Source organism: Pseudomonas sp. BSw22131 (assembly GCF_026810445.1).
Classification (GTDB): domain Bacteria; phylum Pseudomonadota; class Gammaproteobacteria; order Pseudomonadales; family Pseudomonadaceae; genus Aquipseudomonas; species Aquipseudomonas huanghezhanensis.
In genome coordinates, this window is sequence record NZ_CP113949.1 from 3,000,207 (window position 1) to 3,021,935 (window position 21,729).

General features: G+C 57.5%; 16 protein-coding genes and 2 pseudogenes. 8 read left to right on the forward strand and 10 right to left on the reverse strand.

The window, feature by feature from the left end; translation table 11 throughout:
• Window positions 1-925 precede the first annotated feature (925 nt).
• A complete protein-coding gene (locus tag OYW20_RS13360; RefSeq protein WP_268796461.1) occupies window positions 926-2,149 on the forward strand; it encodes an MFS transporter in 1,224 nt (407 codons plus the stop codon).
• Between the two features lie 132 nt (window positions 2,150-2,281).
• Here the strand turns inward: OYW20_RS13360 and kdgK are convergent, their stop codons facing one another.
• From kdgK to OYW20_RS13385, 5 genes and pseudogenes are all read right to left on the reverse strand, one after another.
• Window positions 2,282-3,223 carry a 2-dehydro-3-deoxygluconokinase gene (gene kdgK, locus OYW20_RS13365; protein WP_268796462.1) on the reverse strand — a complete coding sequence of 314 codons (942 nt, stop codon included), beginning with the start codon at window positions 3,221-3,223 and terminating at the stop codon, window positions 2,282-2,284.
• Between the two features lie 31 nt (window positions 3,224-3,254).
• Window positions 3,255-4,460: an amino acid deaminase gene (locus OYW20_RS13370; RefSeq protein ID WP_268796463.1), complete on the reverse strand. Its 1,206-nt coding sequence runs from the start codon at window positions 4,458-4,460 to the stop codon at window positions 3,255-3,257.
• A 68-nt stretch (window positions 4,461-4,528) separates the two neighbouring features.
• The gene (locus OYW20_RS13375; RefSeq protein ID WP_268801123.1) at window positions 4,529-5,293 is read right to left on the reverse strand and encodes an IclR family transcriptional regulator; all 765 of its coding nucleotides are present in this window, start codon (window positions 5,291-5,293) and stop codon (window positions 4,529-4,531) included.
• A 273-nt stretch (window positions 5,294-5,566) separates the two neighbouring features.
• A complete protein-coding gene (locus OYW20_RS13380; protein WP_268796464.1) occupies window positions 5,567-5,956 on the reverse strand; it encodes a RidA family protein in 390 nt (129 codons plus the stop codon).
• 35 nt (window positions 5,957-5,991) lie between these two features.
• Window positions 5,992-6,664 (reverse strand): annotated as a pseudogene (locus OYW20_RS13385) (transporter substrate-binding domain-containing protein).
• A gap of 349 nt (window positions 6,665-7,013) precedes the next feature.
• On the opposite strand from OYW20_RS13385, the gene OYW20_RS13390 reads away from it, so the two are divergent.
• The 3 genes from OYW20_RS13390 (at window position 7,014) to OYW20_RS13400 (ending at window position 8,663) form a co-directional block, all read left to right on the forward strand.
• Window positions 7,014-7,361 carry a hypothetical protein gene (locus OYW20_RS13390; RefSeq protein ID WP_268796465.1) on the forward strand — a complete coding sequence of 116 codons (348 nt, stop codon included), beginning with the start codon at window positions 7,014-7,016 and terminating at the stop codon, window positions 7,359-7,361.
• A gap of 86 nt (window positions 7,362-7,447) precedes the next feature.
• Window positions 7,448-8,152, forward strand: coding sequence for a YoaK family protein (locus tag OYW20_RS13395; RefSeq protein ID WP_268796466.1), 705 nt, complete (start codon window positions 7,448-7,450; stop codon window positions 8,150-8,152).
• 142 nt (window positions 8,153-8,294) lie between these two features.
• On the forward strand, window positions 8,295-8,663 hold the full coding sequence (locus OYW20_RS13400; RefSeq protein ID WP_268796467.1) for an NUDIX hydrolase: 369 nt from the start codon (window positions 8,295-8,297) through the stop codon (window positions 8,661-8,663).
• A 133-nt stretch (window positions 8,664-8,796) separates the two neighbouring features.
• On the opposite strand, the gene OYW20_RS13405 is transcribed toward OYW20_RS13400, so the two are convergent.
• Together OYW20_RS13405 and OYW20_RS13410 are read right to left on the reverse strand one after the other, a co-directional pair.
• Window positions 8,797-9,552: a hypothetical protein gene (locus OYW20_RS13405; RefSeq protein WP_268796468.1), complete on the reverse strand. Its 756-nt coding sequence runs from the start codon at window positions 9,550-9,552 to the stop codon at window positions 8,797-8,799.
• Entirely contained in the window at window positions 9,513-10,169 is a 657-nt protein-coding gene (locus tag OYW20_RS13410; protein ID WP_268796469.1) for a hypothetical protein, read from the reverse strand. The genes OYW20_RS13405 and OYW20_RS13410 overlap by 40 nt, the downstream gene beginning before the upstream one ends.
• Window positions 10,170-10,597: 428 nt before the next feature.
• Here OYW20_RS13410 and OYW20_RS13415 point away from each other — a divergent pair, with 428 nt between their 5' ends.
• The 4 genes from OYW20_RS13415 to OYW20_RS13430 all read left to right on the forward strand — a co-directional run bounded on the left by OYW20_RS13415 (window position 10,598) and on the right by OYW20_RS13430 (window position 17,366).
• The gene (locus OYW20_RS13415; RefSeq protein ID WP_268796470.1) at window positions 10,598-12,187 is read left to right on the forward strand and encodes an ABC-F family ATPase; all 1,590 of its coding nucleotides are present in this window, start codon (window positions 10,598-10,600) and stop codon (window positions 12,185-12,187) included.
• Window positions 12,188-12,414: 227 nt separating this feature from the next.
• Complete coding sequence (locus tag OYW20_RS13420; RefSeq protein WP_268796471.1) at window positions 12,415-13,629, forward strand: MFS transporter; 1,215 nt, start codon at window positions 12,415-12,417, stop codon at window positions 13,627-13,629.
• An 87-nt stretch (window positions 13,630-13,716) separates the two neighbouring features.
• Window positions 13,717-14,517, forward strand: coding sequence for an endonuclease/exonuclease/phosphatase family protein (locus OYW20_RS13425; RefSeq protein WP_268796472.1), 801 nt, complete (start codon window positions 13,717-13,719; stop codon window positions 14,515-14,517).
• A gap of 236 nt (window positions 14,518-14,753) precedes the next feature.
• Window positions 14,754-17,366, forward strand: a complete 2,613-nt coding sequence (locus OYW20_RS13430; protein WP_268801124.1) for an autotransporter family protein — start codon at window positions 14,754-14,756, stop codon at window positions 17,364-17,366.
• A 110-nt stretch (window positions 17,367-17,476) separates the two neighbouring features.
• Here the strand turns inward: OYW20_RS13430 and OYW20_RS13435 are convergent, their stop codons facing one another.
• The 3 genes and pseudogenes from OYW20_RS13435 to OYW20_RS13445 form a co-directional block, all read right to left on the reverse strand.
• Window positions 17,477-18,805 (reverse strand): OprD family porin, encoded by a 1,329-nt coding sequence (locus OYW20_RS13435; protein ID WP_268796473.1) that lies wholly within the window; start codon window positions 18,803-18,805, stop codon window positions 17,477-17,479.
• Window positions 18,806-19,332: 527 nt separating this feature from the next.
• A pseudogene (locus OYW20_RS13440) lies at window positions 19,333-20,499 on the reverse strand (pyridoxal phosphate-dependent aminotransferase); the annotation flags it as partial.
• An 87-nt stretch (window positions 20,500-20,586) separates the two neighbouring features.
• Window positions 20,587-21,498 (reverse strand): site-specific integrase, encoded by a 912-nt coding sequence (locus OYW20_RS13445; RefSeq protein WP_268801125.1) that lies wholly within the window; start codon window positions 21,496-21,498, stop codon window positions 20,587-20,589.
• Window positions 21,499-21,729 lie beyond the last annotated feature (231 nt).

The following is a 21,729-nucleotide window of genomic DNA, read 5'->3' on the forward strand; positions in this document are numbered from 1 at the left end:
AATTATTGCTAGGCATTCCCCACATTCGCCAGCGTGCGCGCCAAACTATCCACCAAACCTACCTATTTGAGCTCCGGGAGGCATCAACATGGGAATTTTCATGGCGCCTAATGCTCTACGCGTTGCATTTGCGATTTAGTGCTGAGTAATATAACTAACCCCGTAGACGCATATCTGCTGCCATAGGTGCACTGCATAGGCGATAGAGCTAATGCGTTACCTCAACTCATATACAGCATATGTTAACTCCCACGCAAATACTGAATAACCGATCCCGCAAAACCCATTGATTAGCGCAACCTCAGGAATCGTATACAGCATTAATCCCACGTAGGAGATTTCGACATAAACTATACATCCCTTCCTACAGATTACGACGACAATTAAACGGATTCTACAGTTTCAAAGGGTGATACTCATCTACGTACCAACACGCAGTGGAGTACTTCGATGCTAATACGTGTAATCAATCCTGAATCCAGCTCTTGGATGAAGACAGTAGAGATGGTAAAAAAGCTTTTTGACAGACATTACCAAGCGCAAGTTAACCCGCAGCCCCACTATTTCGCATTGATTCAAGACGATGCCGAACACGTTTTAGCAGATCGCTAGATAATATAAATAACTATGCATTTGTGTTTCCATTTAGTCTGTCAGGATCCCCAGTTGCTGTAATCAGAGGTGGCACCGATGCAGATCGATGTATGCCAATTGGAATACAGATAATCGGTGCACACTGGCAGGAAAAACAAATTCTTCGGGTAGCGGCATATCTTGAGCGCAATCTTAAAAACTGGGTTCCTGCGCTATAAAACGAAAATTCAGAAATCCTAAAAAACTTAAAATCTACTCCTTCTCCAAAACATCATTCGGAAATTCAAAATTCGCCACCCATTTCTTAATGTTAATTAAAAATGGATTTCTCATGAAAAATACTCATGTATGTAATGCACAGGCCCTGCTATTTCTACTAAGCATTATCTGCGTAGCTTCCAATCTTCGACCCAGCATGGCTTCGATAGGTCCAATGTTGTCGTCGATTCGCGAGGATATACCACTCACATTTACTCATGCATCACTTCTAACCCTTCTGCCTATCGCTGCAATGGGAGCAGGAATGTTTTTTGGTCAACGAGTTAGTCGCTGGGTCGGCGAACATACTACTATTACTGCCTCCTTACTTGCCATCGGTCTAGCCATTGCTTCTCGAGGATACGCAAATCACGCAGCTGCGTTGATTATAAGCGCGATCGTGGCCGGGATTGGAATCGCACTGATACAAGCGTTAATTCCCACAATCATAAAGAAATTTTTCAGGATTCATACTCCAACAATTATGGCCATATATATAGCAGCCATTATGAGCGGAGCAGCCTTGGCATCTGCGTTATCACCCTATCTGATGAGTGGAAGCGATGGTAATTGGCGTTTAGTATTAGCATTTTGGGCGCTTTTAACTGTAATTGCATCTGTCTCATGGATGTTTAACCGTTCAGCTTTGATATCCCAGCCACCTTCAGTGATTATTCACGAGCAGCACTTTAGACGTGTTCCACGCGCTTGGACGCTTGGGCTATTTTTTGGGCTTGGGACTTCCTGCTATACCTGCGTATTGGCGTGGCTTGCACCTTATTACATTGAAAAGGGTTGGAGTCCGCAAGAGGCAGGTCTCGTTGTTAGCATGGTTACTGCCATGGAAGTCATAGCAGGACTTCTTGTGCCTATTTTAATTAAGAATCATTCGGACAAGAGATGGGCGCTGACAATACTACTGCTGCTTATTGGATGTGGTTTCATAGGGCTTTTGCTGAGTTTCGATTACTTGAATTTGTTTTGGCCATGCCTTTTAGGGATCGGCATTGGCGCCCTGTTTCCAATAAGTTTAATCGTGTCCATGGATCATATCGAGGACGCTGATAGATCAGGAGCGCTAACTGCATTTGTACAAGGCGTAGGTTACATTATCGCAAGCGTATCTCCTCTAGGGGCTGGTGTTATCCGCGATGAGATAGGAAGTTTTGAATTAGCGTGGTGGGCACTGACCTTAGTAGTACTAGGCATGATTGGTATAGCTTGGCGTTTCGATCCAGAAACATACAACCAAAAGATTTACAGGGACCTCCCCAAATCAATACACACCAATATCTAGAGTTTTTCACGCTCGTGGGAATCAGTGGTGTGAGTCCTGCTTTGTGTAAGCGAATTCATTCGCATAGCGTCGGACGGATTCAGCCCATGACGCCGCCTCGCCAACAAGTTGTTTCTACAGGGTGTGCCGCCCTCAACCCGGCATCACGCTTCTGGGTATCAACGCCCCCGGATGCTGAATCACCAGGCTCGCCAGCCGGTGGCCCGCTTCAGCCGCCTCTCGTGGGCTACCACCCCGCAGGCGCCGTGCGAGATACGCCGCGCTGAATGAATCCCCCGCCGCCGTGGTGTCGACCACCCTGCGCACCACATGGGCAGCGACTTCGAACCGTGTGCCCATCGACTCCACCCTGCAACTCTGCGCTCCGCGCTTGACCACCACTTCTCTGACGCCCATTGCCCGATAGGTCGAGAGCAATTGCTCAGTATCGGTGAACCCGAACAGCGCCTGCTCATCGTCTTCAGTCAACAGCGCCAGATCCACCTCGTGCATCACGGCGCGATACGCTTGCTGTGCCTGCTCTACACTGCGCCACAGACGTGGACGGTAGTTGTTGTCGAACACCACACAGGCGCCCCGATCACGCGCATCGCCAAGGGCTGACAACAGACGCGCCCTGCCCACTTCACCGAGCACGGCCAGGGTAATGCCACTGAAATACAGCACATCGTATTCCGCCAGCGAGGCCAGAATCGGTTCGGCTGCGGGCGTGGTGAAGCAATCGCGCACAGCAGCTTCGTTGCGCCAGTACAAAAAACGCCGCTCGCCATCGGCGTCGGTCTGAATGCAGTACAAGCCAGGCAAGCGTCCGGGCAGGCGCTGGACCTTGCTCAAACCAATGCCCTCCTCCGACCAGACCTTGCACATGGCGTCGCTGAAACTGTCGTCGCCCAACGCGGTGACGTAATCAATCTGCGCCGCCGAGCCCAATATCCGTGACAGGTAAACCGCTGTGTTCAGCGTATCGCCACCAAAACTCTGGTTGAGACTGCCGGTGGCGTGCTGCTGCAGCTCGATCATGCACTCGCCAATCAGTGCGACCTTCGGGTGATTGTGGCGGATCAATTGGCTCATGAATTCATTGCGCTCCCGTGGTAGTCGACGATTAGAAACAGGTATCCAGGGTTTCGATGACACTCAGGTCGTCGTCTACCAGGCAGCCGGTGCGCCACTTGTCGAAGGTCAGGCACGGGTGCGAGGTTCCGAAGGAAATGATGTCGCCAATCTTCAGGTCCACACCCGTCGCCACGGTCATGAACGCGTGCTGGTCCATCACGGCGGTTACGGTGCAAGCGCTGACATCATCGCCTTTGGCTGGCACCACGCCCGCTTTGTAACGCAGCAAGGGGCTGGGCATGCCGGCGTCGAACGCCACGTCGCGCTTGCCCATGGCGATCACCGCAAACCCGGGTTCGGGCATCGATTGCACATGCGCCCAGACTTCCATCGCCGGTTGCAGGCCCTCGCTCAGGTCATCGCGGCGGTCCAGTACGCAGCACTGAGCCGCCTTGTAGATGCCATGGTCATGCACCACGTAACTGCCGGGGCGCAGCACACTCAGGAAGCGCTCGCGCACGTGCTGTTTATCGAACTCCTCGGCGATCAGGTCATACCAGGCCGAGCCCGACGCGGTGACGATAGGTCGCTCCAGCGCAAACGCGCCGTTGTCCTGCAAAGTCACTGCCATGCGCACCATAGACGCCGCAAACTCACGGATGCCCGTGACCGCATGATCACCGTGGATTACGCCTTCGTAGCCTTCGATACCCGTGAGTTTCAGCGCCGGTTGCGCGGCAATGGCATCGGCCAGGGCCATGACGTCCTGTTCACTGCGGCAACCGCAACGGCCGCCGACCACGCCGTACTCGATCATCACGTTGAGGTGCAGGCCCCGGGCGGCGAAGAACTCGCCCAGTGTCTGAACGTTGTCCGGGTGATCGACCATGCAGTGGAAGTCGAACATCGAGTCGCTGAGCATCTCGGCGATCAATGCCATGTTCGGCGTGCCGACCAGTTGATTGGCCATCAGTATCCGGCGCACGCCGTGGGCGTAGGCAGCGCGAGTCTGGACGGCCGTCGCAAGCGTCATGCCCCAGGCGCCGACTTCGAGCTGACGACGAAATAACGCAGGCACCATACTGGTCTTGCCATGCGGAGCGAGTTCGGCGCCGCTGTTACTCACGAACTTCTGCATCCAGTGCAGGTTGTGCTCAAGTGCCTGGCGATGGATGACCAGTGCAGGCAGGCTGACGTCGCGGACCAGTTGGTCGCCTGGGTTGGCGCTGCCTTTCTCGACGAGGGCGATGCTCATGGTGTTCTCCTGTTATTGGCATGACGCAGGTTGCTGGCGCGCTGGCTCGCACCGCAGGCACGCGGGCGTTAGTCGTTGACCCGTCGCGCGAGGCGATCGGCGCTGTCGATCAGCACGCGGCGGTAATCGTCGTAATGGGTCTTGGCGTCGGCCCGGGGCGCGACGATGCACAAGGTGGCGATGCACAGTCCTTGCTGGTCTTTGACCGGGGCGGCAAAGCAATGGGTGAAGGTGTCGGCAATGCTGTTGAAGGAGAAAAACCCTTCGCCGTGGGCCTTGCGGATCTCAGCCAGGAACGTCTCCAGCGGCAGACGCTCGCCATCCGGAAGGATGAAATCCTCGGGATCAATGAGGTCCCGAATGGCCTGATCGCTCAAATGCCCCAAAAGCAAACGTCCGGAGGCCGTCCACGGGATCGGCGCATCTTCGCCGATGTCCGAGGAAATCCGGAAATGCCGGGCGCCTTCCTTCATCAGCGCAACGGTGTATTTGCGCCCGTTGAGCAGGCACATCTGTGCGGTTTCGCGGGTTTGCTCGACGATCTCGCTGAGGCTGACCTCGGCTTCGCGGGTAAAGTCGAAATGCCGCAAGTGCGCCTGACCGAGAAAGTACAGCTGCCGGCCCAGGTACACATGACCGTCCTTGCCGACGGTTTGCAGAATCCGCCTCTCGAGCAACGAAGCGACCAGCTCATACACCGTGGACTTGGGACTGCCGATGCCGCTGGCGATCTCGTTCGGGCGCAGCGGCGTACCCTTTTCCTTGAGAAAATCCAGAATATCGAACGCCCGGTCCAGCCCGCGGGCCCTTCGCTTGATCGTGTCTTCGGTCATGATTGGGTTGTCCATCGCTGCGATATTTCCTTAAACAAAGCGCGCAGTTTACGTGTTGGAGCGAGCGGGCGGCTTTGCGACTTACCCACGAAGCTGTGACCTTAGGTTGCCTGAAACACCGCGTTGTGGGCTTCGCGGGCAAGCGCGCTCATACAGGTCATCGTCGGATCTGTAGGAGCGAATTCATTCGCGAGAGGCCCGTCCAGGTGATCTGTATTACCAACTGGGAAACCGATTCGCGAATGAATTCGCTCCTACAGGGTCGTGCTCTTCTTACGCCTTCTTCTTGTAAGCAATGCAGTCAATCTCGACCTTGCAATCCACCATCATGTTTGCCTGGACGCAGGCCCGGGCCGGGGCGTGTTCGGGGGTGAAGTATTCGCCGAACACCTTGTTGAAACTCCAGAAATCCCGGGGGTCTTCCAGCCACACGCCGACGCGCACCACGTCTTTGAGCTCATAGCCGGCCTCGGTCAGGATCGCCACCAGGTTTTCCATGGTCTGGCGGGTTTGTTCGACAATGCCGCCCACAATGATCTCGCCATCCACTGCTGGCACTTGTCCTGAAACATGCAGCCAACCGTCTGCCTCGACCGCGCGAGCGAAAGGACGTGGCTGACCGCCACCTGCTGTGCTACCAGCGCCGTAACGAGTAATGCTCATGAGAAATCTCCTTGGATTGAGCAAAAAAAATGCAGTTAAAAACGAATATTCTTGAGAAATTCCGCCAGGCGCGCCGACTTTGGCTGTTCACACAGCGCTTTGGGTGGCCCTTGCCCTTCAATGCGGCCCTGGTTCATGAACACGGTCTGGTACATCAGATCAACGCTGTCGTATTGATCGACCTTGGCCTTGGGCAGCGCCCGGTGGACCCACTCTTCGGCGTAGACGTTCTGCAGCACGGCGACTGTCACACCATCGCCAGCGGCTTTCAGATCGTCAATCTCTTTGTATTTGCTGTTGGTGGGCAGCAGCAGCGCCACGCCTTCGCGGTAGTACGGCAGCGTGAACGCCACCTGTTACGCCCGGCTGGCGGTGACGGTGATGAACTGACAGCTCATATCGACTTCGTCGGTCAGCAGGTTCGGGGATACGGGCGTCGGAAGACTGCACCACGAACTCGACCTTGCTCGCGTCGTTGAACAGTCCTTTGGACACGATGCGTGCAATGTCGATGTCGATGCCCTGCAACTTGCCGTCCGCGCCCCGAAAGTGCCACGGCGCATTGGTGCTGCCTGTGCCTACCACCAGATGACCGCGCTGCAACACGCTGTCCAGTTTGCTGTCAGCCGCCTGAGCTGTGCCGAGACACGTGGCGGTCGCCGCGAGAACAAACGCACAAGCTTTCAAAAAAGAAGGTCCGCGTTGCATGAAAAGACCTCCGCCGAAGACTACATCTTCCGCTATAGCGGAATCTATTGTGTAGCAGCGGAATGGGCAGAAAGTGTGCCACAGAATTCGGCGCTTAGAACAGGCCTCAGAAAATCCCGAGAGATCAAAGGGCTAACCTTTGTGTCCAGCGGCGTGCACCGCTTGGGCGCCCAATCCGGCGCTATCGGCTGTTACGCGAATCGGTAACGGAGCGCTAACGCTGTGCGTCAATGCGCTACGACTGCGCAACTCCAGCATCCAACACAGCAATGACCGTCGGTCGATGCGTGAGCACGTTAGTCCGACGGCAGGACCTAACCGATAACGACTCAAACAGGGAGCAGTGATCATGAAGTCGAAAATGCCCTGCGTCGCACTGGCGGCGCTGCTGTTCATTCCAGGCCTTGCCCCCATTGCCGCGACGCCTGCGCCACACACTGCTTCGCTTGCGGGCGCACTGATGGTGGCGTCAGCGTTACCACCAGGCGCCAATCCTTCGACACCGAGTGGCTCTGCTACACCAGGTACCCCCAAGGACACAAAAGCGACCAACTCTGGGGCAGGCGCCGAACAAACCCCCAAGGCAACTGAACGTAAACGCACAGGCAAAACCACTGAGGGCAGTGGCAGTACAAAGCGCAACGCTGATCAGGGCAAGACCAGACAAACCAGACCCGGCGCCTCGGGCACCCGGTGATCACCTGCGGAGTTCGAGTCGGCGGCCATCGCGATCCGTGCTATTAACTGGTCGCCTGAGACTCGATCACTTGCAGGACTGCCCGGATGTTGCCAACTCCCGTTTCGCGCTCCAACGACCTACGTTTTCTTCGCGCACGCGTCTGGCGAGGACGGATCGGACTGGGACTGGTGGCCAGCTTGTCAGTCCTGGCGGGCATGACTGATGCCATCGGCTTTATGGCCACCGGTGATTTCGTCTCTTTTATGAGCGGCAATACGACGCGGCTGGCGGTGGCGATCAGCGACGGGGACAGCGCCTTGATCGGCAGATTGTGTGCATTGGTGGTGGCCTTTATCGCCGGCAACGCGCTGGGCGTTATCGTCAGCCGTTTCAGCGGACGCCGCGCCTTTGCGTTGCTGTTGCTACTCGCGGCAATGCTGGGCCTGTCTGCTTCGTTGCCCACCGCTTGGCAGACGGCCGCATTGCTGATCGGCATCATCGCCATGGGCATGCTCAATGCGGTGGTTGAACAGGTAAATGGGCTGCCCATCGGGCTGACGTACGTCACGGGCGCGCTGTCCCGGTTCGGACGCGGTCTGGGTCGCTGGCTGGTAGGTGAACGCCCCAGCGGTTGGCGGGTTCAATTGGTACCGTGGACCGGGATGTTCATCGGCGCTGTGCTCGGGGCTGTTCTGGAGCAACGCATGGGCTTGAGCGCTATGTACTTCAGTGCGGCGCTGGCGGTCGTCATTGGTTTGGTGACCTTGAAGATCCCTCGCCGCTGGCAACTTGGTTATATGCCCCGTTGATCAGATACCCCTTCAGTATTGGCCGATGGGGCCGAAATCAGGCTACAAAGCAGGTTCAAAAGGGAACTTTGGCACTGGAAATGCTTCTCTACAATTATATGAATATTTTGTGACAGAAGCACCGTGTCCAGCAGGAGTAAGTATGAAACACAGAGCGACCATCATTTGTCGCCGTGAGGATCAGATTCTTTACGTGCGCAAACCCAAATCGAAATGGACGCTGCCTGGCGGTAAAGTCGAAAACCACGAAACGCCGTCGCAGGCCGCCGAGCGCGAGTTACGCGAGGAGACGGGATTGATCCTTGGCGACCTGGCTTATATTTCCAGTTTTCAGGGCGATGAAGTCCTGCACCATGTTTTCGAAGTCTCGGTGACGTTCATCGTGACTCCGGCTCCGAACAACGAGATCGCTGATTGCCGCTGGTTCACTGCCGAAGAACTGGGCGATATCAAAGTCAACCCGGCGGCCAGATCAATCGTGAGAGCGTTTTTGAGTAACGCGATTCCCTGATTCGATTAGTGCGGATCAATTCACACAACTTTCACATTGGATCCGATATTGTTCAGTGGCTCCCACAAGAAACACGTTTAAGCCCGCTACCCCCCATCGCGGGCTTTTTCTTGTCTGCGATTTGGCTGCCCTGCTATTTTTCCTTGCCTTCTGCGGCCTCAAGTTCCGAAATCCGCTTGTTGACCTCGTAGTAATAGGCGAAGCAGATGCCCAATGAGAACTTGCCCGCCTGCGCACAATACTCAGGCGCAATGTTGCCATCCTTTTCTGCCATCGACTTGACCACTGCTGCGGTCAACAAGGATTTCACGCGGTCGTTGAACACATCATTGTGGTCCTTGATAAAGCTCTTGGGCACAGAGATGAAGCCTACAGGGTCGTTCGCAAAGCACGGCAATCTGTCGGTCGTTGCCTTGGCCAGGTCATCGGAACAATAGGATTCGAATCCCCAGTCGCCTATTTTGCCAGGCGCCGCTGGCTTGAGCGCTGAAGAGGTCCCTACCGGGTTCGGGTCATGGCTGGCGATCGCTCTGTATTTGGCTGACGAATCTTCGGCAATGTCGTCACTCATGTAGCCGGTACGAAACGCGTCATAGTTGCCAATTGTGTTGTGATCCAGACTCTTCTCGGCGATGTGGTATCGATGGCCGTAGTAGTTTCGATCCAGCACGGTTTGGTCCCAGGTCAGATCGACGCCGAGAAATTGCCCCACCGGAAATGCCAGGTTGGTCGGCATATCTGCGCGAGAGCTGACCACATAGACCAGCGACGGCACAGGTTTTTTCAGGGCGCCAACTTTCATGCTGTTCTCTTTGAGCAGCAGGTCCAGTTCGGCCTCGACTGCCGGATTCAACAGCACCACCCCGTCGCCGAAGGGTTTGACCGACACCCCCGCTGCTGGTCGAGCATTTTTTGTATGAGCGTGTCGTTCAACGCAGCCAGCAAAATAGCGCTGCCAAAACTGTGGCCTACAGTCAGCATGAAATTGCCCTTTTTGGCAGCCGCAATGCTTTCCAGCCTGATCAAAAACTCGGTCACTCCACCGCGACCTATTTCTTCGGCCGTCGCTTTGCGGTCCCAAAACGTGATGTTTTCCAGACCCAAACCGTGAAAGCTCATCCCTCGCCAACCGATGTAGATCCCGATCAGCTTTCTTTCGCCAGCCACTTTTGAGATCGCCAGATGCGCCAGGTCTTCCTTGAAACTCTCGACATTGCCATCAAGGGTGGACGCGTTATGTTTCCAGCCATGCACAAAGATCACCAGGGCGACACTGCCTGACTCGGACGCTTGGGTGATCTTGCTCAGCAACGCGTTGGTTTGAGCAGGGTCGAAGTCGTTGCCGCGCTCGGAGTATTCGACGAAGCCCAGGTCGTAGTTGTCATGGACCTCGTAGAAACCGCCACAGCCTCGCCAGTGCTCGCAGACTCCGCCTTCACCTGTTCTGAATGGCGCGTTGGCGACGCACCCGCCCAGCAGCAATAAACAAAACAGAAGCGTCTTCATCGCGGGATCCTTTCCGACAAGAGACGATAAGCTCAACGTTCAACGCTCGAATTCCATTTCCAACGTGCATCGGAAAACCGCGACAGGGCATGACAGTCAGGCGACTGTTGAAGGATGGGTGAGAAGTGCGGTTTCGTCCAATGGCCCCTAGCTGCTCTTTTCAGTAGCAGATTGCCAGCGACTGGTTGTGATCGGTTGCCAACCTGCGACCGGCAACATGCAGAAAACCCTCGTTTATGCGAGAATGCCGCCACTGTCCGGCACATCCCCTAATTTCAATAAGCTGCAGCTCCCCTTCGGGGTCGACGCTGCAGCTTATTTTTTGCCTGCTGGGTCCATCGAAAACGCGTGGTAGCTAACGGTCGGGTCAATTCTCTGTTGGCAGCGACTCAAGGCATCCACCCCCAAGCTATTGAAAGGTAAGGTAATTGATCTCCACCGCTAACATCACCATGCAATTTGGCGCAAAACCTCTGTTCGAGAACGTCTCGGTCAAATTCGCCGGCGGCAACCGTTATGGCCTGATCGGTGCCAACGGTTGCGGCAAGTCCACCTTTATGAAGATCCTCGGCGGCGACCTGGAGCCTTCGGGTGGGCAGGTGATGCTGGAGCCGAACGTGCGTCTGGGTAAATTGCGCCAGGACCAGTTCGCCTACGAAGACTTCACCGTGATCGATACGGTGATCATGGGTCACGAAGAGCTGTGGAAGGTCAAGGCCGAGCGCGATCGCATCTATTCGCTGCCGGAAATGACCGAAGCCGATGGCATGGCAGTCGCTGAGCTGGAAACTGAATTCGCTGAAATGGACGGCTACACCGCCGAGTCCCGCGCCGGCGAACTCCTGCTGGGCCTGGGCATCGGCATCGAGCAGCACAACGGCCCCATGAGCGAAGTGTCGCCGGGCTGGAAGCTGCGTGTATTGCTGGCTCAGGCGCTGTTCTCCGACCCTGAAGTGCTGCTGCTCGACGAACCGACCAACCACCTGGACATCAACACCATTCGCTGGCTGGAAAACATCCTGACCCAGCGTTCGAGCTTGATGATCATCATCTCTCACGACCGTCACTTCCTGAACAGCGTGTGCACCCACATGGCTGACCTGGATTACGGCGAGCTGCGTCTGTTCCCGGGCAACTACGACGAATACATGACCGTGGCGACCCAGTCCCGCGAGCAACTGCTGTCGGATAACGCCAAGAAGAAAGCCCAGATCAACGAGCTGCAATCGTTCGTCAGCCGCTTCTCGGCGAACGCCTCGAAATCCAAGCAGGCCAGCTCCCGCGCCAAGCAGATCGACAAGATCCACCTCGCCGAGGTCAAGCCTTCCAGCCGTGTCAGCCCGTTTATCCGTTTCGAGCAGACCAAAAAGCTGCACCGCCAGGCGGTCATCGTCGAGCGCATGGCCAAAGGCTTCGACGGCAAAGAACTGTTCAAAGACTTCAGCTTCCAGGTTGAAGCAGGCGAGCGCGTAGCGATCATTGGCCCGAACGGTATTGGCAAGACCACCCTGTTGCGCACCTTGGTCAACGAGCTGTCGCCGGATGCCGGTACGGTTAAATGGACTGACGCCGCTGAGTTGGGCTACTACGCGCAGGATCACGCGTCTGATTTCGAAGACGAATCCAATCTGTTCGACTGGATGGGTCGCTGGACTCAAGGCGGCGAGCAGGTTGTTCGCGGCACCTTGGGCCGCATGCTGTTCTCCAACGATGACATCCTCAAGTCGGTCAAAGTGATTTCCGGTGGTGAGCAAGGTCGCATGTTGTTCGGCAAGCTGATCCTGCAAAAGCCGAACGTGCTGATCATGGACGAACCCACCAACCACCTGGACATGGAATCCATCGAATCGCTGAACCTGGCGCTGGAAAACTACCCCGGCACGCTGATCTTCGTCAGCCATGACCGCGAGTTCGTCTCGTCTCTGGCGACCCGCATCATCGAGTTGAGCCCGAGCGGCGTGATCGACTTCAGCGGTACGTACGACGATTACCTGCGCAGCCAGGGCGTCGTGTTCTGATCCATCGCAAGATCCAGGAGCCCTGCCTAACCAGCAGGGCTTTTTTATGGGCGAAAGCTTTCGTGCCGATCTTTCGACCTGACCCAGTCCTGTTGGGTTGGGTTGGGTTGGGTTGGGTTGGGTTGGGTTGGCAACGTTAGTCAGGGCATTATCGTTAGTCAGCTTTCATTTATTTATCCCGCAAGCGATGATGGCGCCACTCCCACCGCCTGCCAGCGAAGAGCCCAATGTCCGCCGCCCTGCCCCCTCAGACACCTGCGTCAAACGCCAGCTCCATGGCGATCACGCTGCAAATCGTTTCCATCGTTTTCTATACCTTCGTCGCCTTCCTGTGCATCGGTCTGCCGATTGCAGTGATCCCCGGTTACGTCCATGACCACTTGGGATTCAGTGCCGTAGTGGCCGGCATCACCATTGGTGCGCAGTATCTGGCGACGCTGCTGAGCCGTCCCGTCGCGGGCAGGATCTGCGACACCATCGGCACCAAGCGCGCCATCGTTTACGGCCTCAGCGGGATTGCCCTGAGCGGCGCCATGACAGTCGCGGCTATCTTGTTTGAGGGCACGCCGCAGGTCAGCCTGACGGTGCTGATCATTTCCCGCATGGTGCTCGGCGCTTCACAGGGCCTGATCGGGGTCGGCACTATCAGCTGGTGCATCGGTCAGGTGGGCTCGGAGCACACGGCACGGTCGATCTCATGGAACGGCATCGCTTCATACGGCGCCATCGCTATCGGCGCGCCGCTGGGCGTGGTGATGGTCGGTGAGCTGGGCTTCATTACCCTGGGTTTCGCGCTGACGATCATGGCGTGTGCTGCGCTGGCGCTGATTCGCAATAAGCCCTCGGTGCCGGTGGTACGCGGCGAGCGGATGCCATTCTGGTCAGTCTTCGGTCGAGTGGCGCCGTTTGGCCTGAGCCTTACCCTGGCGTCCATCGGCTACGGCACACTCACGACGTTCATCACGATGTTCTACACCAGCCGTGGCTGGGAAGGCGCCGCCTGGTGCCTGACGGTGTTCGGCATCTGCTTTATCGTTGCCCGGCTATTGTTCATCAACGCGATCAACCGCTTCGGCGGGTTTCGCTCGGCAATTACCTGCATGGCGGTCGAGACCATTGGCTTGATGTTGCTGTGGCTGTCACCCAGCACAGAATTCGCCCTGCTCGGCGCAGCATTCACCGGTTTTGGCTTGTCGCTGGTGTACCCGGCCATCGGCGTCGAGGCGATCAAGCAAGTGCCCAACAGCAGCCGTGGCGCGGGCTTGAGTGCGTACGCCGTGTTTTTCGATCTGGCGCTGGCGATTGCAGGGCCATTGATGGGTGCCATCGCGTTGGGCATGGGCTACGGATGGATATTTTTCTTCGCGGCGCTGTTGTCAGTGGCCGCGTTCGGACTGACGATTCTGCTGTCGCGCCGTACGGGGATCGATACGCGGATATAGGTCGCTTGGGCCGGCCGGCTAACGTGCTGAACTGCCGAGAGGGCTGCCGGTCCCAGTTGTACCCCCTTCCCAGACAGGAGCGCCCGTGTGACCCCCGACCCGGCTGGCAGCAGCACCGACCTTTCCACTGTCGACCATGCACCCGACGTGCACCGCCTGCGCGTACTGACCGTCAACACCCATAAAGGCTTCACCGCACTGAATCGTCGCTTCATCCTGCCGGAACTGCGCGAGGCCGTGCGCAGTACCAGCGCCGACCTGGTGTTTCTGCAGGAAGTGCTGGGCGGCCACGAACGCCACGCGACCCGCTATGAAGACTGGCCGAGCATGTCGCAGTACGAGTTTCTGGCCGACAGCATGTGGAGCGACTTCGCCTACGGCCGCAACGCGGTGTATCCCGACGGTCATCACGGCAACGCGCTGCTGTCCAAATACCCGATCATTCGCCATCGCAATCTGGACGTGTCGATCACCGGTCCCGAGCGTCGCGGGCTCCTGCACTGCGTCTTGCAGGTGCCGGGGCACGATGAAGTGCACGCCATCTGCGTGCATTTGAGCTTGCTGGAGAGCCATCGCCAACTGCAGCTGGATTTGCTGTGTCAGCTGCTCGAATCGCTGCCGGACGATGCACCGGTGATCATCGCCGGTGATTTCAACGACTGGCAGTTGCAGGGCAACAAGCGTCTGGGCCGCTGCGACTATCTGCATGAGGTGTTCGAGCGCAGTCACGGGCATCTTGCAAAGACCTACCCCGCGCGTTTTCCGATGTTAAGGCTGGACCGCATTTACCTGCGCAATGCCACCAGCCACTCACCTCGTATCCTCGGTAACCGCCCATGGACGCACCTCTCTGATCACCTGCCGCTGGCGGTCGAAGTGCACCTGTAGGTCATGCGCGGGTGCGAGACAGACCACCCGTCGCTCACCACGTTGACGGGCTGCAGGTTGCATCCTTCACTTAATGATTAACGTACTGAAATGACTCAGTACCGCAGGACGGCCATCGGGCAAGTTTTGGATGTTCTTCGCTCCCTCTGACCTCAGGCTCAGGGAGAGCGGACATGGATATCGTCACCCGAAACAACGGCAGTTGCAGCGCCTGCTGGGTACTGGCTTGCCTGTGCATGACTGCCCCCTCCACCTCCCAAAGTGCCTGCAACCTGGTGTCGTCCCTTGGCGGCGACACCCAAATCTGCGACAGCGGCAGCAGCGGCCCGCTGACAAATCCCAGTGGCAACAACGTGCTGATTTTCCCGGCCGGCGGCACCGGGTCCATTGTCGGCAGCGTGACGTTCGGGCCCGGCAACGACCGTATCGAGATGAGCTCAGGCAGCATCGTCGGCGACTTCAATCAGGGCGCAGGCACTGATCAATTCCGCATCACCCAAGGCACGATCACTGGCGACGTCAATCAGAGCTTCGACCCCGACAGCTTCTTCATGAGCGGCGGTACATTACGCTCGCTGACCCAGGGCGATGGCTTCGACACGTTCCTGATGACGGGCGGCACCATCACCAACGCTTTTGAAGACGGCGATTCAGCGCGTATGACCGGCGGCACTATCGGCCGGGTGGACATGAAGCTCGATAACAACCTGTTCGACATGTCCGGGGGCACCATCGTCAATAACCTGGTCACAGGTTTTGGCAAGGACACCATCATCATGTCCGGCGGTTTGATCGGCGGGGCGATCAGCGTCAGCGGGGGAAATGACAGCATCACCTTCAGCGGCGGCGAAGTGCGCGGCGGCGTACGAGCCAGCTTCGGCGACGACGTGTTTATCTGGCGCGAGGGTGGATTCATGCGCGGCGGGGTAATGATGGCCGACGGCGCTGATCGCGCATCGCTGTTCAACCTGACCGAAGCCAATCTGGCGTCCAATCCTCTCCTGGACGGCGGCGCCGGGATTGACGTTTTAAGCTTTGATGCCGTGAGTACCTCGGTCCCCGGCCGCTACATCAATTGGGAAAGCGTCAATCTCAACAACGGCTCGCAACTGGACCTGGCCGGTCATTTCGTGCTCGGCGACAGCGTGACCGGCACTGGTGTGTTCAACGTCGATGCCAGCAGCATCGTGCGCTCGACTGCAGGCTCATTCAGCCCGTTCACCGGCAGCCAGTTGGCGACACTCAACAACGCCGGCACGCTGGACATGACCACAGGCAGTACCAGCGCAACTGACACCCTGACGGTTCGCGGCAACTACGTGGGCAACAACGGACGGCTTTTGCTGCAATCGGTCCTGGCGGGTGATGACTCACCCAGCGACAAGCTGGTGGTGGCAGGCGGTGCGCTGAGCGGCACGACGCAGATCGAGGTCACCCACCTTGGTGGGCAAGGCGCCTTCACCGCCCAGAACGGCATTCAGGTGGTTCAGGCCAGTGACGGTGCCATCAGCGATAACGGCGCCTTTTCACTCAACGGCTCGTTGTCGGCTGGCGCTTACCAGTACTACCTGTTCAAAGGCGGCGTACAAGCGGGGACCGAGAACAACTGGTATTTGCGCTCGGCGGTGCTGTCATTGCCGCTGCCTCCCGCCGCAGCGCCGGTTGTTCCGGTCGTCCCCGTTGCCCCGCCCGCTGTTACGCCTGCTCCGCCACCGGTTACGCCGCCCGAGGTTCCAGTGCCCCCGGTAGCGCCACCCGTCACACCGACACCCCCATCTGTCACGCCGCAGCAACCGAGCGCGCCCTCACCGGTTACGCCAGCGGCGGTCGCACCGGTCGCGGCCATTGGCACACCAGCCCTGCCCGCTCCTGTCCAAGGCAGTGCGCCGATACCTTTGTATCGCCAAGAGGTGCCTGATTACTCAGTTTTACCGCCCGCCGTCGCCGTGCTGCTCAACACAACGCTGGGCACCTTTCATGATCGTCAAGGCGACCAGAGCCTGCTTGACGAGCACGGTGCGGTGCCTGCGGGATGGGGAAGAATACTGAGCAACGACTTCAAACAAGGCTGGTCCGGCACGGTTAACCCAAAACTGGACGCCTCGATCAAGGGCTACCAGATTGGCCACGACTTGTACGCTGCGCAAACATCCGGCGGCAGCAATCAGCGGCTGGGACTGTTTGTCGCGCACAGCCGAATGGACGGGCACGTTCAGGGCTTCGCCGACGGTTTCGAGCAGAGCAAAACCGGCAATATCAAACTTGAGGGCGACTCGGCGGGCGCTTACTGGACCTTTGTCGGCCCGTCAGCTGGCTACCTGGACGCCGTGGTCATGGGCACCCGACTCGACGGATACAGTCGCTCCAATCGGGGCCTTCGCATCGATACCAAGGGCCACGCGCTGAGCCTGTCGCTGGAAGCCGGTTACCCGATCACGCTGTCACCTCATTGGGTGATCGAGCCGCAAGTGCAGTTCATTCACCAACGCATTGATCTGGAGGAGCAAAACGACGGGATCGCTGACGTGTCCTTTGATTCGGATGCCTACAACACCGGCAGAGTCGGCGCGAGGTTCAAAGGCAGTTACGTGGTGCGGGGCGTGCCGGTCGAGCCGTATGTCCGGACCAACCTGTGGCGTACGTTGGGCGGCAAAGACACGGTCACTTTTGACCACGTCACGCGCATTGAAAGCGATCATCAGTCGACTACCGCAGACCTGGGCGTAGGCTTTATCGCGACGTTGGGCGCCGGCGTCAGCGTATACGCCGGCGCCGATTACCACACCGATGTGGACGACAACGACCTGAACGGCGTGATTGCCAATATTGGAGTGCGGGTGAGTTGGTAGGAGGCACAGCCGGGGCTGATTGCATGAGTATCATTATTCAGACCAGACACTGCCCATAAAAAAGCCAGGCGCTCATACCGCGCGCCTGGCCCTTTCATTCAAATACCGGATCAGAAAATATTGATCGGGTAGTCCGCAATCAAACGTAACTCGTTGTTATCTCCTTCAGCTTGATCACTGTTGCCCCGATGCCACGCCTGGCGCATGCGCAACGACAAATCTTTCAGCGAACCCGACTGCACGACGTACTTGGCCTCAACGTTGGTTTCGTGGTGCTTGCCGTCTTCCCCGTAACCGTAGGCACCGTACGTGCTATTAGACGGCAGATGGCTGCCGTCAATATCATCACCGGTGACATAACGGGCCATGAAGCTGAGCCCCGGCACGCCATAGCTGGCCATGTTCAAATCATAACGAGCCTGCCAGGACTTTTCGCCAGGACCGTTGAAGTCGGAGAATTGAACCGAGTTGGCCAGCATGATCGAATCAGCGGTATCGCCAGGCCCATTGGTTCCGAACGCGACATAGTCAAACGGCGTATCGCCATGAACTTTCTGATACGCCAGCGTGACGGTGTGTGCAGTCAGGAATGAATAAGCCGCTGCCAGTGACCACGTGGTGTTGCTGATATCACCCGCTTTGGCGGAACCCGCATCATTGGTGCGGTAGATATTGAAATCAAAGTTGAGTGATTGATCACCTGTGATAGGCAATGTGTAATTGGCGTTGGCGTAATACTGGTTCCAGACATCTTTGAGGTCTGAGCCATACAGGCTAAGCGACAGGTTATCGGTCAACGCATACTTGCCTCCGGCGTAATCAATACTCGACGCCGTGACGTTAGCGTAGGAGGCGAAAATGTCGTGATCGCTGTTGGTCGTGACAGGGCCATTACCGCTGGTAAAGTGCCCGGCGTCCAGTTCCAGCCCGGTGATCTCGCTGCTCAGCAGATTGAAGCCAGTGGCTGTTTGCGGGAACAGACGCGAGCCACCGGCCGCGAATACCGGCGCAGCGGGTTGCAGGTTGCCATAACGCAATTGCGTCTTGGAAATGCGCATTTTGATCGCACCGCCTGCCGTGCCGTATTCGTCTTCCGGATCGCCGTGGCGGTCGACTGGCAGGTTGCCGGTGCCTGCTGTGCCACCCCCGCCGTCAAGCTTGAAGCCCCAGTAACCAAAGGCGTCCACGCCAAAACCAACGGTACCTTGAGTGAAGCCCGAGCTGAAATTCCCCAGCACGCCCTGGGTCCAGTCCTTGCGATCCCCGCCACCATTTTTACCGTCGCGGTTGAAATAATAGTTTTCCAGGTGAACGGTGAGGCTGCTGTCTTCAACAAAACCCTTGGTTTCGGATTGATCACTGACAACCCCGGCGCTGGCCATCTGGCTGACACCCAGCGAAACCGCGAGCGTTACGAGGTTCCATTTCACGAACGTCATCATTATCCCCTGTTTAAATTAATGCCCACCGCTCATAGGGACCTGACATCAGGGAGATTCCTGATTCAGGCGCTCGATAAACAATGGGATAGGCGCTGCGGCAGATGGTGTGAATACCTCGCTACCGTCATTGAAAATCACGGTCATATCACGAGCTTGCGGCCCATTTCTTTATAATTTCCGGAACGCTGAAATCGCTCTGGCGCGCAGGTTTGCTCGACCTCGCGGAAAAACTTTTAGCATTTCCGCCATGATGAATGATTAATGAGTCGTGATAGTCACTATCAATTATCGTAATAGTCCGACCCGATAATGCAGTGTTACCGTTGTCGGCGATGAAAGAACATGTATCCCTGCCTGATGCCTCCGCAGCTTCAGGCAGCAGACACTTGCTCCCCTTCATCATTCCTTTGGTAAGACTTTTTTAGCCACCTCACTTATGTGCGGTGGCTTTTTTTATGAATGAACTTTCATATTGCGTTCACCTTTCATTCCCTATGACAGCCTGTTCGCTATAGGGCGGACACAAGCGTCTGGACAAAGCTCCTGATTCGCTCGCAGCCCTTGGCGAGCTGGTTTTCGCCCAACGTGAAAGACAGGCGTACAAACCCTTGCGCCGGCTCTCCGAAGGCCGCTGCGTCAAGCACCGAGACCCCGGCTTCGCGGTACAACCGCCAGGCGAAATCCAGCGAACTCAAACCCGTGCCGCGCACATCGACCAGCACGAACATGCCGGCATCAGGCGTGAGTACCGAAATCCCCGGGCAGTCACTCAGCGCAGTCACCACCAGATCACGACGCCGTCGATAGACATCGCGCATGCCGGCAGTCACCTCCTCGTGAGCCAGCACAGCAGCCAGAGCGCCCTGCATGACGAATCCGGGCAACCCGTACAGCATGCTCAGCGACAAGGTTTCTGCATGGCTGATCAACAGCGGATCAGCCACTATCCAGCCGCATCGCCAGCCGGTCATGGCGTGGGATTTGGACAGGCTGCCAATCACCACACAGCGCTGTTGCATGCCGGGCAGACTGGCCAGACTTTGGTGCTCACGCTCGTAGCACAGGCTTTCGTAGACCTCGTCGACCACCACCCACAGATCATGAGCAATCGCCAGATCGGCAATCGCCTGCAGCTCGTTGAGGTCCAGCACGACACCGGTGGGGTTGTTCGGGTTGGACAGGAAAATCGCTCGTGTGCGTGGGGTGATTGCCGCTTTCAGTCGCTCGCTGTCCAGACGAAAACCGCTGTCCGGGCTGCATTCAACGCGAACCAATGTGGCGCCGGACGCCTTGAGTGTGGCCTCGTAGGTGACGTACATCGGATCAAGGGCAATCACTTCATCACCCGCCTGCAACAGGCACATCGAAGCGACGAACAAGGCGTTCTGTGCACCTGCCACGGTGATGACGCTTTCTGCCTGCAACGGCCGGCCAAGGCGTGCGGAGTAACGTTGAGCAATGGCCTGGCGCAGGTCCGGGCGGCCGGCGATGTCAGTGTAATGGGTGTCGCCGGCCCTTAATGCAGTGACCGCCGCCTCGGTGATGAAGTCAGGCGTCGCGAAGTCCGGATCGCCGATGCTGAGGATGATCACATCCTCGCCGGCGCGCTTTGCGTCAAAAGCTGCGTGGTGTATGTCCCAGGCCGCCACGCCGTGCCCGGAAATACGCTCGACGAAGGGTGAAAAACGCATGGGAGAGCCTCTCTATAAGGGATTGAGCGTTAGCCGGTCCGCGCCTGAAAACGCGAGCCGCCACGCCACTTCAGGGTGAGCGCGTGCTTAGAGATCAAACCGGTCCACCACCCTGCGCCGTTCGTTGTCATCGCGCATGTCGTAGCCCACGGTGGTTGAGATATTGGTGTGGTGCGCGAGCTTTTGCGCAATCGACAGGTCGTGTTCTTCGATCACACGGGTAATGAAAGACCGCCGAAAGTCGTGCGGCATGATCTCTACGCCGACCTGCCGGCCACGCTGTTTGGCAATGAAGTAGATCGCGTGCTTGGTGATGCGCTCGCGGGTGATATGGCTGCCACGGCGGATGCGATTGAACAGAAAAGGATCGTCCCTGACGCCTTCCGGCAGGCAGGAGCGGCGCAATTGGAGCCAGTCGTTCAAGGCGTCGAACGCCCAGGTCGGGGCGTATTTGATCAGTTGCCGGTTGCCTTTGCCGGTCACTCGCAGGCTGCGTTCGGCAAAATCCAGCTGCGCCAGGTTGAGGTTCACCGACTCCGATTTGCGCATCCCGGAGCCGTACAGAATCGCAATCAATGCAGCATCGCGTTTGCCCTGCGGCCTGGGGTCGGCGGCGCAGACGTCCATCAACTCCTTGATCAGCGTGCGTCGGATGTTTCGACCGCGGCTCAAGCGGGTGCCACCAATGGCCTGAATCGAGCGGATTTTCAACAGATGCTCATGACTGATCAGGTCCTGTCGCCACGCCTCGTTCATCACGCCGCGAATCGCGTTCACATACAGCGATGACGTATTGGGCGCGTAGTTGTCGTCGCGCAGTGTCGAGACCAGCGCCGTGATATGGCCCGGCTGCAACTGATGCCACGGAATGTCGTGCAGGTCGACGTCGACAAAGCCCAAGCGGTCGGCGGCGTCCTGCAAGACGTAGTTGATGGTCAAGCGACTCGACGGCGCCAGGCGCGCCAGGTACAGCGCCAAGGGCGACTGAACGCTGGGCATCCGTGGCGCTGCAGTGATACTCGGGTCTTCGGCCTGATTGTGTTGTGCAGCGCCGGGAAACCGGTCAGGGATGTCAGACACGTTAAGAAGGCGCTCCTGTGACGCCGAAGGCTCTGGAATGGCCTTTTTGCCAAGCTGAAAATCAAGACTCTACAGCACAGCCCCAAGGTTTAATCAACTGTCACTAGCAGAGCCGCAACCACGGACCATAATCAACGGGCTGACTCTCCT

Bases quoted from the DNA above. Each gene is read 5' to 3' on its own strand.
- OYW20_RS13400 (WP_268796467.1), top strand. From the start codon at position 8,295: ATGAAACACAGAGCGACCATCATTTGTCGCCGTGAGGATCAGATTCTT.
- OYW20_RS13410 (WP_268796469.1), bottom strand. From the start codon at position 10,169: ATGAAGACGCTTCTGTTTTGTTTATTGCTGCTGGGCGGGTGCGTCGCC.
- OYW20_RS13445 (WP_268801125.1), bottom strand. From the start codon at position 21,498: ATGCCCAGCGTTCAGTCGCCCTTGGCGCTGTACCTGGCGCGCCTGGCG.
- OYW20_RS13435 (WP_268796473.1), bottom strand. From the start codon at position 18,805: ATGACGTTCGTGAAATGGAACCTCGTAACGCTCGCGGTTTCGCTGGGT.
- OYW20_RS13375 (WP_268801123.1), bottom strand. From the start codon at position 5,293: ATGACCGAAGACACGATCAAGCGAAGGGCCCGCGGGCTGGACCGGGCG.
- OYW20_RS13395 (WP_268796466.1), top strand. From the start codon at position 7,448: ATGTTGCCAACTCCCGTTTCGCGCTCCAACGACCTACGTTTTCTTCGC.
- kdgK (WP_268796462.1), bottom strand. From the start codon at position 3,223: ATGAGCCAATTGATCCGCCACAATCACCCGAAGGTCGCACTGATTGGC.
- OYW20_RS13420 (WP_268796471.1), top strand. From the start codon at position 12,415: ATGTCCGCCGCCCTGCCCCCTCAGACACCTGCGTCAAACGCCAGCTCC.
- OYW20_RS13390 (WP_268796465.1), top strand. From the start codon at position 7,014: ATGAAGTCGAAAATGCCCTGCGTCGCACTGGCGGCGCTGCTGTTCATT.
- OYW20_RS13430 (WP_268801124.1), top strand. From the start codon at position 14,754: ATGACTGCCCCCTCCACCTCCCAAAGTGCCTGCAACCTGGTGTCGTCC.
- OYW20_RS13380 (WP_268796464.1), bottom strand. From the start codon at position 5,956: ATGAGCATTACTCGTTACGGCGCTGGTAGCACAGCAGGTGGCGGTCAG.
- OYW20_RS13360 (WP_268796461.1), top strand. From the start codon at position 926: ATGAAAAATACTCATGTATGTAATGCACAGGCCCTGCTATTTCTACTA.
- OYW20_RS13370 (WP_268796463.1), bottom strand. From the start codon at position 4,460: ATGAGCATCGCCCTCGTCGAGAAAGGCAGCGCCAACCCAGGCGACCAA.